17 protein-coding genes are annotated in these 15,630 nt (G+C 74.5%); 11 read left to right on the forward strand and 6 right to left on the reverse strand.

The annotated features are described in order from the left end of the window. Nucleotides 1–28: 28 nt before the first annotated feature. A complete protein-coding gene (locus Q3W68_RS20550; protein ID WP_302906992.1) occupies nt 29–916 on the forward strand; it encodes a helix-turn-helix transcriptional regulator in 888 nt (295 codons plus the stop codon). A 95-nt stretch (nt 917–1,011) separates the two neighbouring features. Then, a complete protein-coding gene (locus tag Q3W68_RS20555; RefSeq protein ID WP_302906993.1) occupies nt 1,012–2,448 on the forward strand; it encodes a serine/threonine-protein kinase in 1,437 nt (478 codons plus the stop codon). Here the strand turns inward: Q3W68_RS20555 and Q3W68_RS20560 are convergent. Then, the gene (locus tag Q3W68_RS20560) at nt 2,412–3,134 is read right to left on the reverse strand and encodes a phosphotransferase (protein WP_302906994.1); all 723 of its coding nucleotides are present in this window, start codon (nt 3,132–3,134) and stop codon (nt 2,412–2,414) included. The two genes, Q3W68_RS20555 and Q3W68_RS20560, sit on opposite strands and share 37 nt — an antisense overlap. A gap of 22 nt (nt 3,135–3,156) precedes the next feature. Then, nucleotides 3,157–3,849, reverse strand: a complete 693-nt coding sequence (locus tag Q3W68_RS20565) for a carbon-nitrogen hydrolase family protein (RefSeq protein WP_302906995.1) — start codon at nt 3,847–3,849, stop codon at nt 3,157–3,159. Between the two features lie 66 nt (nt 3,850–3,915). Here Q3W68_RS20565 and Q3W68_RS20570 point away from each other — a divergent pair, with 66 nt between their 5' ends. Then, nucleotides 3,916–4,689 (forward strand): DedA family protein, encoded by a 774-nt coding sequence (locus Q3W68_RS20570; protein ID WP_302906996.1) that lies wholly within the window; start codon nt 3,916–3,918, stop codon nt 4,687–4,689. Between the two features lie 7 nt (nt 4,690–4,696). On the opposite strand, the gene Q3W68_RS20575 is transcribed toward Q3W68_RS20570, so the two are convergent. Both Q3W68_RS20575 and gdhA read right to left on the reverse strand, forming a co-directional pair. Continuing rightward, a complete protein-coding gene (locus Q3W68_RS20575; RefSeq protein ID WP_302906997.1) occupies nt 4,697–6,055 on the reverse strand; it encodes a hypothetical protein in 1,359 nt (452 codons plus the stop codon). Between the two features lie 152 nt (nt 6,056–6,207). Beyond that, complete coding sequence (gdhA, locus tag Q3W68_RS20580) at nt 6,208–7,539, reverse strand: NADP-specific glutamate dehydrogenase (RefSeq protein WP_302906998.1); 1,332 nt, start codon at nt 7,537–7,539, stop codon at nt 6,208–6,210. A gap of 92 nt (nt 7,540–7,631) precedes the next feature. On the opposite strand from gdhA, the gene Q3W68_RS20585 reads away from it, so the two are divergent. The 4 genes from Q3W68_RS20585 to Q3W68_RS20600 are packed head-to-tail and all read left to right on the forward strand — an operon-like array spanning nt 7,632 to nt 10,540. Further along, on the forward strand, nt 7,632–7,973 hold the full coding sequence (locus tag Q3W68_RS20585; protein ID WP_302906999.1) for a MazG-like family protein: 342 nt from the start codon (nt 7,632–7,634) through the stop codon (nt 7,971–7,973). A gap of 30 nt (nt 7,974–8,003) precedes the next feature. Further along, nucleotides 8,004–8,840, forward strand: coding sequence for a hypothetical protein (locus Q3W68_RS20590; protein ID WP_302907000.1), 837 nt, complete (start codon nt 8,004–8,006; stop codon nt 8,838–8,840). A gap of 15 nt (nt 8,841–8,855) precedes the next feature. Next, entirely contained in the window at nt 8,856–9,827 is a 972-nt protein-coding gene (locus Q3W68_RS20595) for a pirin family protein (RefSeq protein WP_302907001.1), read from the forward strand. 44 nt (nt 9,828–9,871) lie between these two features. Next, nucleotides 9,872–10,540, forward strand: a complete 669-nt coding sequence (locus Q3W68_RS20600) for a hypothetical protein (protein ID WP_302907002.1) — start codon at nt 9,872–9,874, stop codon at nt 10,538–10,540. Between the two features lie 323 nt (nt 10,541–10,863). Here the strand turns inward: Q3W68_RS20600 and Q3W68_RS20605 are convergent, their stop codons facing one another. Further along, nucleotides 10,864–11,133 (reverse strand): DUF2795 domain-containing protein, encoded by a 270-nt coding sequence (locus tag Q3W68_RS20605; RefSeq protein WP_128138454.1) that lies wholly within the window; start codon nt 11,131–11,133, stop codon nt 10,864–10,866. Between the two features lie 178 nt (nt 11,134–11,311). Here Q3W68_RS20605 and Q3W68_RS20610 point away from each other — a divergent pair, with 178 nt between their 5' ends. After that, a complete protein-coding gene (locus Q3W68_RS20610) occupies nt 11,312–11,719 on the forward strand; it encodes a DUF2267 domain-containing protein (RefSeq protein ID WP_120570183.1) in 408 nt (135 codons plus the stop codon). A gap of 15 nt (nt 11,720–11,734) precedes the next feature. Here the strand turns inward: Q3W68_RS20610 and Q3W68_RS20615 are convergent, their stop codons facing one another. Then, the gene (locus tag Q3W68_RS20615) at nt 11,735–12,925 is read right to left on the reverse strand and encodes a CaiB/BaiF CoA-transferase family protein (protein ID WP_302907003.1); all 1,191 of its coding nucleotides are present in this window, start codon (nt 12,923–12,925) and stop codon (nt 11,735–11,737) included. A gap of 242 nt (nt 12,926–13,167) precedes the next feature. Here Q3W68_RS20615 and Q3W68_RS20620 point away from each other — a divergent pair, with 242 nt between their 5' ends. Genes Q3W68_RS20620 through Q3W68_RS20630 form a run of 3 tightly spaced genes read left to right on the forward strand, consistent with a single transcriptional unit; the run spans nt 13,168 to nt 15,612 of the window. After that, entirely contained in the window at nt 13,168–14,202 is a 1,035-nt protein-coding gene (locus Q3W68_RS20620; RefSeq protein ID WP_302907004.1) for a TerC/Alx family metal homeostasis membrane protein, read from the forward strand. A 50-nt stretch (nt 14,203–14,252) separates the two neighbouring features. Continuing rightward, a complete protein-coding gene (locus tag Q3W68_RS20625; RefSeq protein ID WP_302907005.1) occupies nt 14,253–14,852 on the forward strand; it encodes a sulfite oxidase-like oxidoreductase in 600 nt (199 codons plus the stop codon). A gap of 40 nt (nt 14,853–14,892) precedes the next feature. Beyond that, complete coding sequence (locus tag Q3W68_RS20630; RefSeq protein WP_176739820.1) at nt 14,893–15,612, forward strand: ferredoxin reductase; 720 nt, start codon at nt 14,893–14,895, stop codon at nt 15,610–15,612. Nucleotides 15,613–15,630: the final 18 nt, after the last annotated feature.

Genomic DNA, 15,630 nt, shown 5'->3' on the forward strand with positions numbered 1-15,630 from the left:
GGGGTGGTCGGGATGCGAGGGCGGTCAGGTGGCGACGGTGCCCGTCGAGGGTGGTCCGACAAGCGGTCCGACAGTGCTGCGCATGCTGCTCGGCGGGCAGCTGCGCCGGCTGCGGGAGAGCGCCGGCGTCAGCCGCGAGACCGCCGGCTGGGAGATCCGCTCCTCCGAGTCGAAGATCAGCCGGATGGAGCTGGGCCGGGTCGGCTTCAAGGAGCGTGACGTCGCCGACCTGCTCACGCTCTACGGCGTCACCGCGCCGGAGGACCGCGACGCGCTGCTCAAGCTGGCCCGCGACGCGAACAGCCCGGGCTGGTGGCACCGCTACGGCGACGTGCTCCCCGCCTGGTTCCAGTCGTACCTGGGCCTGGAGGCGGCGGCCGCGCTGATCCGCACGTACGAGGTGCAGTTCGTACCCGGTCTGTTGCAGACCGCCGCGTACGCCCGGGAGGTCATCCTGCTCGGCCACCGCGGCGCGTCGGCGGCGGAGCTGGACCGGCGGGTGGAGCTGCGGATGCAGCGCAAGGAGCTGCTGCGGCGCGCCAACCCGCCGCAGCTGTGGGCGGTGCTCGACGAGGCGGTGCTGCGCCGCCCGATCGGCGGCGCCGCGGTGATGCGGGAGCAGATGGACGCGCTGATCGAGGCGACGTCGGGCCGGCACGTGCGGTTGCAGATCGTCCCGTTCGCCGCCGGCGGGCACGCCGCGGCCAGCGGCGCGTTCAGCATCCTGCGCTTCGGCGACGCCGACCTGCCCGACATCGTCTACATCGAGCAGCTCACCAGCGCGATCTACCTGGACAAGCGCGACGACCTCGACTTCTACGCCGAGGCGATGGAACGGCTGTGCGTGGAGGCCGCGCCGCCGGAGCGCACTCCGGAGCTGCTGGCCCGCATGCGCGACGAGCTGTACCCGGCCTGACCGGGGGAAAGCGGCGGGCGGAAGAACGCCTGATCGGGACGAAACGGGGCCGCGGGTTGGTGCGGCCGGTGCCGCGCATGGCAGCCTGGTGAATTATGTCGCCGTTCACGCCCGCCCTGCGCCTGCACGACCGGTACGTCCTGCGCGAACGCATCGGCCTCGGCGGGATGTCCGAGGTGTGGCGCGCCGACGACGAGGTGCTGCACCGGCCCGTCGCGGTCAAGGCCCTCGCCGGGCAGCTCGCCGCCGACCCGCAACTGCGGGCGGTCATCCAGCGCGAGGCCCGCGCGGCGGCGCGGCTCACCCACCCGCACGTGACCCAGGTGTACGACTACGGCGAGGCGACGCTGGACAGCGGCGTCCTGGTCCCGTACCTGGTGATGGAGCTGGTGGAGGGGCAGACGCTCGCCGACCGGCTGAACGGCGGGCCGCTGGCCTGGCCGGACGCGGTCCGCACGGCCGGGCAGGTCGCCGGGGCGCTGGCCGCGGCGCACCGCATCGGCGTGGTGCACCGCGACGTCAAGCCGGCCAACGTGATGCTCACCGAGACCGGCGCGAAGGTGCTCGACTTCGGCATCGCCGCGCCCGCCGGCCCGCACCCGGTCACCGGGCAGACCGGTGCGCTGCTGATGGGCACCCCCGCGTACTTCGCCCCGGAACGCCTCGACCCGGGTCCGGCGAACCCGGCCGGCGACGTGTACGCGCTCGGCGTACTGCTGTACCGCAGCCTCACCGGCCGGGCGCCACTGCCGGTGCGCAGCTGGGACGACGTGCTCGACGTGCGGCGCAACCGCCCGCCGGTGCCGCCGCCGCGGGTGCCCGGCCTGCCGCCGGAGGCCGCCGATCTGGTCCTGGCCTGCCTGGACGTGGACCCGGCACGGCGGCCCGCGGCGGCCCGGCTCGCCGACCGGCTCGGCGCGGGCCGCCCGGTGGACCCGCCGACCGCGATCCTGCCCACCGTGGCGCCGGTGGCGCACCCGCCCACCCTGGTCGAGCGGTCCCCGGCCGTCGCGTCCCGCCCGGTGGGGCGTCCCGTCGCGCCGCCGCGCCCGGCGGTCTCGTCGAACCGGCTGTTCGGCCTGCTGGTGGCCGGTGCGGTGGTGCTGCTGCTCGCGGTCGTCGGCTCGCTGCTGTGGAGCGACGGCTCCGGCACGCCACCGGCCGCCGCGCCGACCGCCGGTCCGTCGACCGGTGCCGCCGAACCGCCCGCCCCGAAGCCCACCAGCGCCGCGCCGCCGTCGACGGCATCCGAACCGGTGACGCTGCGTCAGCTCGGCGACCGGTTCGGTGAGCTGCTCGACCGGGCCGAGGCGATCGGGTTGATCGACCGCAAGACCGCCGACGACCTGCGCAAGAAGGCCGCCGAGCTGGACCGGGGCAAGCCGAAGGACCGGGACAAGCGGGTCGAGGACCTGCGCGAGAAGATTGAGGACGCCGCCGAGGACGACAAGATCGACCCGGTCACCGCCGCCGCGCTGCGCAAGCTGATCGACGGCTACGAGCGGCTGCGCGGCGGCGCCGACGAGGGCTGAGCCGCCGTCGTCGCGACAGCGCGAATCCTCTCCGTCACCAGCTCCGCCGCCTGGGGCAGCCGCTGCGGATCGGGCGCGTGACCGGCGGCGCGGCGCCGCACCGCCTCCGCCAGCCGGTCGAGCGGCCCGGACACGGCGACGTACGCGGACAGCAACTCACCTGCCGCCGCCGCCAGCGGGTGTCCCGGAGCGACCGCGACCTCCGCGAGGATCACCGCGGTCGTCGTCCGGTCCAGCGCGGGCGGACCCTCGGCGCTGTCGGTCCAGTCGATGACCACCGGACCGGTAGCGGTCAGCAGCACGTTGGCCGGATGCAGGTCGAGGTGCAGGATGCGGACGGCCGGATCGGCCGACCGGAGTGCGGGGAGCGCGTGCAGGTGGTCGTGCAGGTCGGCCAGCATGCGGGCCGCCTCGGGCGCGGCGAGCGTTCCCGCGTGGAACGCCTCCACCAGGGTCGGGCCGCTGACCCGGTCGAGCACCAGGTCGGCGCCGTCGGCGCGGTGGACCCGGGGGACGGGATATCCGGCCCGGTGCAGGTACCGCATCACCTCGGCCTCGGCCCGCACGTCGCCACCGTCGCGGTAGCGGCGCAGCACCCGCCTGCCGGACAGGAGCCACACGTCAGCGGTGCGACCGCTCGCGAGCGGGGTTGCCGGTTCCGGGCCGGCGCCTTCCGACGATGCCATTCCGCCCAGCGTAGGTGATCCGTCAGTGCAGGGTCGCGGTGACCACCGCGCCGACGTCCGTGCCGGCGCGGACCACCGGCTCACCCGCCGGTGACCAGATCCCCGAACCGCCCGCGGCCCGCGCGTACCCGCCCCCGGTCGAGCCGGCGAAACTCGCAGTCACCACCCACACGCCGTGCGCGGCGGCGACCCGTCGGGCGCGTTCGTCCGGCACCGCCGCGTCCTCGGCCGACTCCAGCACTCCCGCCAGGTAGGCGTCCGCGCCGAGCGCCACGGTCGCCGCCGCGTGCTCCGGCGTGCCGGTGTCCTTGCACACGGCCAGGCCCAGCCGCCAGCCGTCCACATCGAGCACCGCCGGCTCCCGGCCCGGTCGCATGTGCTGCGGCTCCGCGCCGCCCAGGCACATCTTCCGGTACGCGACCCGCGCGCCGTCGGCGTCGACCGCGAGCACCCCGATGTGCGGCCCGGGCACCGGTGCCCCGGCCAGCGCCAGCGTGCCGGTCTCGGCGCAGGCCGCCCGCAGCGGCGCGAGCCTCGGGTCGGCCGGGTCCAGCGGCGCGGCGATCAGCTCGTACCCGGTCAGCGACATCTCCGGGAACACCACCACGCGGGCCGCGGCGGCGCGTACCGCGTCGGCGTGCCGCGCGGCGTTGCCCTCGACGTCGTGGGAGCGGGTCAGCGGCTGGGCGACGGCGATCCGCAACGGCGTACGCATGGCGTACACGATAATGGTTTCCATGACGCGTGGTCGTCCGCGGCTTCGCCCCGTAACGTTGGTCCGATGATCGGAAACGCACAGCTGCTCGCCGTCCCCCGGGTGAGCACCTCGCGGGCCGCGGAACCGACCGGCGACGGAGTGGCCGGCTGGGTCACCGGCCTGATGGAACGGCTCGGTGGTCCGGGCGCCGGCCTCGCGGTGGCCCTGGAGAACCTGTTCCCGCCAATTCCCAGCGAGGTGATCCTGCCGCTGGCCGGTTTCACCGCGAGCCAGGGCAAGATGAGCCTGGTGGGCGCCATCTTCTGGACCACGCTCGGGTCGATCGTGGGCGCCCTGGCGCTCTACTACATCGGCGCGGCCCTCGGGCGGGACCGGATGCGTGCCCTGGCCGGGCGGCTGCCGCTGATCAAGCTGGAAGATGTGGACCGCACCGAGGCGTGGTTCCTGCGCCACGGCGTCAAGGCGGTGTTCTTCGGCCGGATGATTCCGATCTTCCGCAGTCTCATCTCCATCCCGGCCGGTGTGGAACGGATGCCGGTCCCGGTCTTCCTGCTCTACACCGCGCTGGGCAGCCTGATCTGGAACACCACGTTCGTGCTCGCCGGCTACCTGCTGGGCGAGCAGTGGCACGTGGTCGAGGCGTACGCGGGCACGTTCCAGAAGGTCGTCATCGTGGCCGTGGTGGCAGGGGTCTGCTGGTTCGTGGTCAGCCGGGTCCGCCGCTCCCGTCGCACCGCCGCCGGCGTGCCGCAGCAGCCGGAGCCGCAACCGGAGCCGCAGGCGGCCCCGCAGGGCACCGTCTACCGGGGTGGCTGGTACGGCCGGGCGGAGGACTGAGGCAGGTTCAGCAGGGCGGGTAGAGCGGGCGGGTGCCGGCGCCGGCGGCCCGGGCGGCGTGGTCGCTGAACCGGCAGCCGAAGTCCGGCGCCGCCACCGAGCGCCGGTCGGTGACCGCGTCACCGGCCGGGCGCTTCCCGGTGCGGACCCAGCGGGTCAGGTCGTCCCAGGCGGCGCCGGCCTCGGCCGGGCTGAACTCGCAGTGCTGCGCGGTGCGCACCGCCCGCTGCACCAGCAGCCGCGACCGGCCGTGCCGGGCCACGTCCCGGGCGTACGCCTGCTCCATCCCGAACGGCACGAAGAGGTCCCCGAGCCCGTGCAGGCTGAGCACCGGCGCGGTGGGCCGCCCGGCGATCCGGGGCACCTCGGTCAGGCCGGGCGAGAGCCGCTGGCGCAGGTTCTCCGGCGCGACCCGCTGCACTGTGGCGTTGAGGTTCACCGGCTCGTTCGGCGCGTACCTGGTGAACAGGTTCGTGGCGAGCTGACCGGGACGCCGGGCGGGGGAGCCGTCCGCCTCGCTGACGGCGATGCCGAACAGGAAGTCCTTCCACACCGCGAACGCGGCGTCGGCGCCCGGCCGCGGCCCGCCGGAGCGCTCCACTGTGACCGCCCGCAGCTGCTTGCCGAGCGCGTTTGTGGTGTCCGGGCCGCCCGGGGTCAGCCCGGCCAGGCCGAGCGTGACCTGGATCCGGGGCACCGCCGAGGTCAGGTAGTCGGCCGGCGTCGGATACGCGCGCACCCCGGCGAGGGCCTGCGCGACCAGGTTGTAGTCCAGGAAGAAGTCGAACAGCTCCTGGTCGCCGAGCACCCCGCACATCGGCAGCGCCCCGGCGTAGTAGCCCGGGTACTGCTCCAGCGACCGGCCGATGACGTGGCCGCCCATCGAGACCCCGGCGATCATTACCCGGTGCGGGCGCCGGACGGTGCGGGTGAAGAAGTCGGCCAGAGCGCGGGTGCCGCGTACGCCGGAGCGCACGTCGTAGCCGTTGCGGTCGTACGACGACGACGCCCACGCGTACCCCTGGGCCACCAGGCGCTGCCGCAGCTCGAAGGCGGGCGGCTCGGGCGACAGCTCGGTGCCCTGGCCGCGGTAGCCGTGCGCCCACATCACCAGGTCGCCGTTCCAGCGTGCCGGGATCTCGATGACGTACCCGGCGTTCGCGTGTACGCCCTGCCGCACGGTGGTGGCGGCCCCGCCGACGACGAGCGGCGGGAGCGGCGGGTTGACGATGGTGTAACCGGGCAGCGGGCCGCTGCCGTCGTCACGGCCGGTGGCGGCGGCGGGAGCCGCGCCGGTGAGGCCGAGCGCCAGCGCGAGGGCCGCGCCGACGGCGAGCAGCCGGCGGCGGACGGGTGAGGGCTGCATCGCTGCTCCCCGGGGGACGGGTGCCACCCCGGGACGGGGGTGACGACGCGGGACGGATGCCTACCGGCCGGTAGCGTCCTGAACCTAGGCCGGGCGTCGAGAGCTGTCAATCGCTGACCGACCGCTCCGTCGGCGTCCGTCCCGCCGGCCGCTCACACCAGCCCGTGTGCCAGCATCGCCTCGGCCACCCGCCGGAACCCCTGGATGTTCGCCCCGGCCACGTAGTCGCCGGGCAGACCGAACTCCTCAGCTGTCGCCCAGCACCTGTCGTGCACGTCCCGCATGATCTCGCGCAGCCGCTGCTCCGACTCGCCGAACGTCCACGTGTCGCGGCTGGCGTTCTGCTGCATCTCCAGTCCGCTCACCGCCACCCCGCCGGCGTTGGCGGCCTTGCCCGGGGCGAACCGCACCCCGGCCCGGCCGAGGATCCGCACCGCCTCCGGCGTGGTGGGCATGTTCGCCCCCTCCACCACCGCGACGCAGCCGCCGGCCACCAGCGCGGCCGCCTCCGCGCCGCCGATCTCGTTCTGGGTGGCGCAGGGCAGCGCCAGGTCGCAGGGCACCTCCCACACGGTGCGGTCCGGGACCGCCACCGCGTTGCGCGCGTGCTCCGCGTACTCGGCCAGCCGGCCCCGGCGCTGCTCCTTCAGCTCGCGCAGCAGCGGCAGGTCGATGCCCTTCTCGTCGACCACGTAGCCGCCGGAATCCGAGCACGCCACCACCGTGCCGCCGAGCTGGTGCACCTTCTCGATCGCGTAGATGGCCACGTTGCCCGAGCCGGACACCACCACCCGCTTGCCCTCCAGGCTGTCACCCGCCTGCCGGAGCATCTCGTCGGCGAAGAACACCGCCCCGTACCCGGTCGCCTCCCGGCGCACCTGCGCGCCGCCGTACGCCAGGCCCTTGCCGGTGAGTACGCCCGCGTCGTACCGGTTGGTGATGCGCTTGTACTGCCCGAACAGGTAGCCGATCTCCCGGCCGCCCACCCCGATGTCACCGGCGGGCACGTCGGTCTGCGGGCCGATGTGCCGGTACAGCTCGGTCATGAAGCTCTGGCAGAACCGCATCACCTCGCGGTCGGAGCGGCCCTTCGGGTCGAAGTCGGCGCCGCCCTTGCCGCCGCCGATGGACAGCCCGGTCAGCGCGTTCTTGAAGATCTGCTCGAACCCGAGGAACTTCACGATGCCCAGGTAGACCGACGGGTGGAAGCGCAGGCCGCCCTTGAACGGGCCGAGCGCGCTGTTGAACTCGACCCGGAAGCCGCGGTTGACCCGTACCCGGCCCTGGTCGTCCTCCCACGGCACGCGGAAGATGACCTGCCGCTCCGGCTCGCAGATCCGCTCGACCACCTCGGCGTACTCCGGATGCCGGGCCAGGGCCGGACCGATGCTCTCCAGCACCTCGCGGACCGCCTGGTGGAACTCGGGCTCTCCCGGGTTCCGGGCGACCACGCCGGCGAACACCGACTCGACGGTCTCCGGCATCACGGGCACCTCCTCTCGCCTGGGACGCAGGCCCTCTGGCCTGCGTCGACCCAGGATACGAACGGCCTGCGGGGTGGGGTTCACTGGTCGGCGTGGACGCCACCATCTGGACGACGGCGCGGGACGCGCGCGCCTGGCTCGACGCCGCGAACGGCCGCGGCGACACCGAGCTGACCTGCCGCATCCTCAAGATCGGCGAGGAGGCCGGCGAGGTCGCCGCGGCCTGGATCGGCCTGCTCGGGCAGAACCCGCGCAAGGGGGTGACGCACACCCGCGAGGAGGTCGCCGCCGAACTGGCCGACGTGGCGTTCACCGCGCTCGTCGCCATCGAGAGCCTCGGCCTGGACGCGCACGCCGTGCTGACCGCGTGCGCCGGCAAGGTGCGCTCGCGTACCGGAGGGGGAATGAACCGGGACGCCGACGCGGACGTATGACCCGGTGGGGACCGGCGAGAGGGGACGACCATGACCGCATCCGAGGACGACCCCGACCTGGCCCGGCCCCGCTGGTCCGGCGCGGCCCGGCTGCTCGCCGCCGCCGCGGTGCTGGTGGTGGTGCTCGGCGCCGTGGCGGTGGCGGTGACGCTGTCCAACCCGGCCCGTCTCGGCGTGGTCTTCTCCGGCGGCGCGCCGGCGTCACCGCTCACCGGGAACGGCGGCTCCGGTGGGACGGGCGCCGCCGAGGCGGCCGGCGCCGAGACGTTCGCCGCGCCCCGCGGCGACCGGCAGCGCGCCCAGTTCGAGCTGGTCGACGGGCTGACCCGGTTCACGCTTCGGGCCGCCGACCTCGGCGACGACCTCTACCGGATCGGCGCGCCGGACGGCTCGGGTGTGACACCGCGTCCGCAGCTCGTGGGCGATCGGGTCCGGCTGCGGATCGAGGAGAACGGCCGCCCCGGCCCGGCCGCCGTCGAGGTGGTGCTCACCTCCCGGGTCACCTGGCGGCTGCGGCTGACCGGCGGCGTCAGCGAGCAGCGCCTCGACCTGGGCGAGGCCCGGCTCGCCGGGATCGACCTGGTCGGCGGCGCGTCGCGTACCCGGTTGCTGCTGCCGCGGCTCGACGGCTCGCTCATCGTCCGGATGACCGGCGGGGTCAGCGAACTCACAGTCACGGTGCCCGGCGGGCCGCCGGCCCGGGTGCGGGTGGCCTCCGGCGCCGGCTCCCTGACCCTGTACGACGAGCGTCGCGCCGGGATCGCCGCCGGTGACCTGGTCAGCTCGCCGGGCTGGGACCGGGCCGCCGACCGGCTCTACCTCGACCTGGTCGGGGGCGCGAACGCGGTGAGCGTCACGGCGGGCTGAGCGTACAGTCGGGCGGTGGACCGCACCGAATCCCTGCCCGCGCAGACGCTCCCGCCGGGCGTCGGCCCGACCGACCCGGGCAGCGTGCTGCTGCCCGGCCACGACGTCCCGCTCGGCCGCTACACCACTGTGCGCCGGCTGCTGCCGCAGCGGCAGCGGCGGATGGTCGGCGCATGGTGCTTCGTCGACCACTTCGGGCCCGACGACGTGGCCGACCGGCCCGGCATGGAGGTGCCGCCGCACCCGCACACCGGGCTCCAGACCGTCACCTGGCTGCTCGACGGGGAGATCCTGCACCGCGACAGCCTCGGCAACGTGCAGCCCATCCGCCCGGGCCAGCTCAACGTGATGACGTCCGGGCGCGGCATCGCCCACTCCGAGCGCTCCCCGCTGGTGCACCCGCCGCTGATGCACGGCGTGCAGCTGTGGGTGGCGCTGCCCGACCCGGCCCGAGCCGGTGATCCCGACTTCGCCCACCACGCCGACCTGCCCCGTCTCCGCGACGGCGACCTGGACGTCACGCTGCTCGTCGGCGACCTCGGCGGGGAACGCTCGCCCGCGGTCGTGCACACCCCGCTGGTCGGCGCGCAGATCGAGGTCCGCGGCCCGGCGCCGGCCACGCTGCCGCTGCGTCCGGACTTCGAGTACGGGCTGCTGGCCATGTCCGGCGCCGCCGAGTGCGACGGCACGGCGCTGGCTCCCGGCGCGCTGCTCTACCTGGGCCTCGGGCGGAACGCGCTGACCCTGCGCGCCGAGCCGGGCACCCGGCTGCTGCTGCTCGGCGGCACGCCGTTCGAGGAGCCGCTGGTGATGTGGTGGAACTTCGTCGGGCGCTCGCACGAGGAGGTGGTGGCCGCCCGGGAGGACTGGATGGCCGGCCGCCGCTTCGGCGTGGTCGCCGACGACGCGGCGCCGCCGCTGCCCGCGCCCGCGCTGCCCACCACCCGGCTCAAGGCCCGCGACCGCGGCGGCGACGTACGCGGCTGACCGCCGTACCCGAATGCCGCGCCGTCGCCGGGGTAGTCGGCGGCATGCCGACAACCACCGCCCCGCGCGACGCCGCGGACAGGAAGCGGCTCGCCCGCCGGCTCGCCGGAGACGGCCGCGGGTTCGCCGAGTGCTTCGGGTTCCGGGTGACGAACAACCCGGCCCAGTTGTTCCAGGTGCTGTACCTGGCCGTCCTGCTGGCCCGCCGGAGTGACTTCCACCGGGCCGTCGACGCGGCCACCGCGCTGCGCGACGCCGGCTGGGACACCGCCGCCCGGATGGCCCGATCCCGGCACGAGGACCGGGTACGCGTGCTGCGTGCCGCCGGCCTGCGCGGTGATCTGGCCGGGATCGCCGACACCCTTGGCGACCTGGCCCGCACCGTCGTCGAGACGTACCGGGGCGACCTGCGCCGGCTGCGGACCGCCGCGCACCAGGACCCGGGCGAGGAACGGCGGCTCCTGACCGCGCTGCCCGGAGTGGACGACGAGGTGTGCGACCTGTTCCTGCGCGAGGCGCAGGCGTTGTGGCGCGAGGCGGCGCCGGTGGCCGACCGGCGGGCGCTCGCGGCGGCCCGGCGGCTCGGGCTGGGCCGCACCGCGCGCGACCTCGCCGGACTGACCGGCAGCGGTGAGTCGGAGCAACTGTCGTGGCTGGTCGGAGCGCTGGCGCGAGTGGACCTGGAGCGGCGGTACGCCGAGGTGACCGCCTGAGCGCACGCGTGCGCCCGGACACACTTCCGCGATTCTCACCCGTTCGGCTGATGTCGCGTCGTATGATGATCGTGGCAGCGATGCCCGCCCGGTTCGGGCGAACATCTCACCGCTGCGCGGTCGCGACCCGGTTCGGGCGTGAACCGCGCAGGACAGGTGCTGCGTGGCGCCCCAGGTCGCGGTTCGTGACCCGGGGCGCTCGCCTGTCCAGGGCGTGCCGACCATCCACAGCGGAGCGGCGGCCGGCCACCGTTGTGGAGGTGCCGCCATCCGGGCACGCGTAGAGGCCGGCGGCTGTGTCGCCCGCCGGCCCGCCGTCGTGCTCAGATGCCGCGCAGATGCTGCGACACGCGCGGGTGGTCGACCCGGGCCTGCGCCGCGCGCTGCGACCGGCTCACCTCGGGGGCCGCGTCGATGCCGGCCGAGCGGGCCACCTCCGTGCCGTTGGCGTAGTCCACCGGGGGCAGCGCGCGCAGCGCCCGCAACACGTCCGGCGGCGCGCCCTCCCGTTCCGCCTCGCGGATGACGTCGTCCTTGCCGGCCGGGTAGTCCAGCGCGGACAGGTACTCAAGGACATCCGTGTAACTCGCCATGGGTCGGGCTCCTCGTGGCAGTAGTCGCGGTCGTGACCGGGCGGCGGTTACCCGTCGTGCCGGCGCTCACGCCCGGAGGCGCGCAAATCCCGCCGCCGTGATCGCGGCGGTGACCGGCGCCGTTTCCGGCGCGCTGCCGCGGGTAGGCGCGGTGGGCGCACCGAAGGGGGTACCACCGATGCACTACCTGACCTTCGTGAGCCGGGTCGCCCGGCTCACCGGCACCAGCGAGGACCGGGCCGCCACGCTCACCGGGGCCACGCTGGAGACGTTCGCCGAGCGGCTGACCGGCGGCGAGGTGCTGGACCTCGCCGCGCAGCTGCCGAAGCCACTGCAGGGACTGCTCAGCCCGTATCCGCGGGACGAGGCGGCCGAACGCTTCGGCGCGGCGGAGTTCGTCGCCCGGGTCGCCCGCCGGGCGGACTGCGACGAGAACACCGCCCGGGACGCGGTACGCGCCGTGTTCGTCACGATGCGCGAGGCGATCCGGGGCGGGGAGTTCCAGGAGGTCGTGGTCCAGTTCCCGCGCGACTACCGGGACATGGTCGAACCGGCGCTGGCCCCGGCCGCCGCGAACCGCCGCTGAGCCGGTCGCGGGCGGTCAGCCGATCACACCGGCGGCGCGCAGCGCGGCGATCCGGCCGGCGTCGATCCCGGCGCCGGCCAGCACCTCGTCGGTGTGCTCGCCCGGCGACGGCGGCGGGCGCCGGACCGACGTCGGAGTGGCCGAGAAGCGCGGCGCGGGAGCGGGCTGGGTGACGCCGTCCGGCGCCACGAAGACCTCCCGTGCCCGCAGGTGCGGGTGCTCCGGCGCCTCGGCCCAGTCGAGCACCGGCGCCACGCAGGCGTCGGTGCCGGCCAGCAGCTCCGTCCACTCGTCCCGGGTCCGGGTGCGGAACAGCCGCGCCCAGGCCGCCCGCAGCGCCGGCCAGTTCGCCGGGTCGTCCCGGTCCAGCGCGTCGTCCGCGGCGCCGCCGTCCGCCGGGCCGTCGCCGCCGTCGAGCGGGAAGCCGGTGAGGCGGACCAGTTCGGCGTAGAACTGCGGCTCCAGCGCGCCCACCGCGACGTACCGCCCGTCGGCGCACTCGTACGTGTCGTAGAACGGCGCGCCGCCGTCGAGCAGGTTCACCCCGCGCGGGTCCTGCCACAGGCCGATGCCGCGCAGCGCGTGGATCTGGGTGGCCAGCACCGACACGCCGTCCACGATGGCCGCGTCGACCACCTGGCCGGGCGCGCCGCCGCGCACCGCGTACAGCGCCGCGACCACGCCGAGCGCCAGCATCATGCCCCCGCCGCCGTAGTCGCCGAGCAGGTTCATCGGCGGCACCGGGCGTTCCCCGGCCCGGCCCACGCCGTGCAGCGCGCCGGTCAGCGCCAGGTAGTCGATGTCGTGCCCGGCGCTGTGTGCCAGTGGACCGTCCTGTCCCCAGCCGGTCATCCGCCCGTACACCAGTCGGGGGTTGGCGGCGAGGCAGTCGTCCGGGCCGAGGCCGAGTCGTTCGGTCACCCCGGGCCGGAAGCCCTCGACCAGCACGTCCGCGCCGGCGATCAGGGCGAGCACCAGGTCCCGCCCCTCGGGCTGCTTCAGGTCCACCGCGATCGAGCGGCGGTTGCGGTTCAGCAGGTCGCCGGGGAAGGCGCCGAATCCACCGCCGCTGGGCCGGTCGACGCGCACCACGTCGGCGCCGAGGTCGGCCAGCATCATCGCCGCGAACGGACCGGGGCCGATGCCGGCCAGCTCGATCACCCGTACGCCGGTCAGTGGTCCCTGGTTTGTCACCCGCGTCACCATAGGGGCCCGGGGTGACCGGCGCCATGCCCTCCGCCGCCGCACAGCGGTTGACCAGGGCAATCAACCGTGTCCCGACTTGGCGTCCGGTCCGGCCGTGACCTAGCCTTGTCCGGGCGAGGGGAGTACTTCCCACGAATCATTCCGGTCAGTACGGCAAGCCGCCGAGGCGAGCCCCGGGTGGTTGCCCACGGAAACGTGGGTGAAGGAGACCTCGAACATGACACGGTGTTCGAGGAGGCTCCATGCCCGAATTGTCGCCCCTGGCCGCGGCCGGGTTGTCGTCTGTCGGCACGCCCACGCTGTGGGCCGTGACGATCGTCGGCGTGCTCGTCCTGCTGGTGCTCGACTTCCTGGTGACCAGAAAGCCGCACGAGGTATCGATCCGTGAGGCGCTGGGCTGGTCGGCCTTCTACATCGCCCTGCCGCTGGCGTTCGGTGCCTGGATCTGGTCCCGGTACGGCAGCCAGCAGGGCATCGAGTACCTCACCGGTTACCTGGTCGAGAAGTCCCTCTCGGTCGACAACCTGTTCGTCTTCATGCTGCTGCTGGCCGCGTTCGCGGTACCCGCCGTGCTCGCCCAGCGAGTGCTGCTCTACGGCATCGCGGGCGCCCTGGTGCTGCGCGGTGTGTTCATCGCGCTCGGCGCCGCCGCGCTCCAGACGCTCGACTTCGCCTTCCTGCTGTTCGCGCTCATCCTGATCGCCACCGCGGTCAAGCTGCTGCGTGACGCCCTGTCCGGGCACGAGCAGGAGGTCGACATCAACAAGATGCGGTCGGTACGGCTGCTCCGCAAGATCATGCCGGTGGTCGACGACTACCACGGCACCCGGATGACGATCCGGCAGGGCGGCCGCCGCGCGCTCACCCCGTTCGCGCTGGTCGTGGTCGCCGTGCTGGCCACGGACATCGTGTTCGCCGTCGACTCGGTGCCCGCCGTCTACGGCATCACCGAGGACCCGTACCTGGTCTTCGCCACCAACGCCTTCGCGCTGCTGGGACTGCGGGCGCTCTACTTCGTGCTGCACGCCGCGCTGAGCCGCCTCGTGCACCTCAGCTACGGCCTGGCCGCCATCCTGGCGTTCATCGGCGTCAAGCTCGGCCTGCACTGGGCGCACGGCATCTGGAAGGGCGTACCGGAGATCCCGACGCTCGCCTCGCTCGGCGTGATCATCGGCGTCCTGGTGATCGTGACCATCACCAGCCTGCGGGCCACCCGCAACAGCGGCGACGGCAAGCGCACCGTCGTGCACGAGGTGCAGGGCGGAGGCTCCGCCTGACTCGGTGGGAACCCCTGCCCCGGCGCGACCGGCGGTGGTACGACTGACGGGTGGGAATCGTCTCGCCGGGCTTCCAGGGCCGGCCCCGTTCGTCAGCGCCCGACCTGCCGCCGGGGCAGTACCTCACCGAGGACTTCCCGGTGCTCTCCGCCGGCCCGACGCCGCGCGTCTCCCTCGACACCTGGGAGTTCGTGCTGACCAGCGAGACCGGCGCGGAGTACCGCTGGTCCTGGGACGAGCTGATGGGCCTGCCGCAGGACACCCCGACGGTGGACCTGCACTGCGTCACCCGCTGGTCCAAGCTCGGCACCACCTGGCAGGGCGTCTCCCTGGACACGCTGCTCGACGGCGTCGACACCGGCGCCCGGTACGCGCTGGCCCACTCGTACGGCGGCTACACCACGAACCTGCCGCTGGACGACCTGCGCGGCGGGCGGGCCTGGGTGGTGCACACGTACGACGGGGGGCCGCTGCCGGCCGAGCACGGCGGCCCGGCGCGGCTGCTCGTACCGCACCTGTACCTGTGGAAGTCGGCGAAGTGGGTGCACGGCATCCGGCTGCTCGTCGACGACCGGCCCGGCTTCTGGGAGACCGCCGGCTACCACGACTACGGCGACCCGTGGCGCGAGCAGCGCTACCAGGGCGACTGAGGTGACGGCGCAGACCGAGGGCCGCCGCGTCGCGCCGCTGATGTGGCGGGTCGCCCGGCTGGTCGAACGGCGGATCGAGACGCCCACCGCGCAGACGCTGGTGCTGGACGTGCCCGGCTGGCCCGGGCACCTGCCCGGGCAGCACGTCGACCTGCGCCTGACCGCCGAGGACGGCTACCAGGCCGCCCGGTCGTACTCGCTGGCCGGCCCCGCCGACGGCGAGCGGATCGAGGTGACGGTGCAGCGGGTGCCCGACGGGGAGGTGTCGCCGTACCTGACCGACACCTACGCCGAGGGCGACCCGCTGGAGGTACGCGGACCGGTCGGCGGCTGGTTCGTCTGGCGTACCGACGACACCGCGCCGGTGCTGCTGGTCGGCGGCGGATCCGGCGTGGTGCCGCTGATGGCGATGATCCGCGCACGCCGGGCCGCGGGCAGCCGCACACCGTTCCGGCTCGTCTACTCGGTGCGCACCCCCGACGACGTCATCTACGCCGACGAGCTGCGCCGCCGCGCCCGCGACGACCAGGGCCTCGACGTCGCGTACGTCTACACCCGGTCCGCGCCCGAGGGCTGGCGCGGCGAGCCGCACCGGATCGGCCTGGCCGACGTGAACAGCCACGGCTGGCCGCCCGACCTCGAGCCGCTGTGTTACGTGTGCGGCCCCACCGGGTTCGTGGAGACCGTGGCCGACCTGCTGGTGGGGCTGGGTCACCCGACCCGGCGCGTGCGGACCGAACGGTTCGGCCCGACCGGCTGAGACCCGAGGAGGGCGTAT

This window comes from Micromonospora sp. C28ISP2-4, from assembly GCF_030519385.1.
Taxonomy (GTDB): Bacteria; Actinomycetota; Actinomycetes; order Mycobacteriales; family Micromonosporaceae; genus Micromonospora; species Micromonospora tulbaghiae.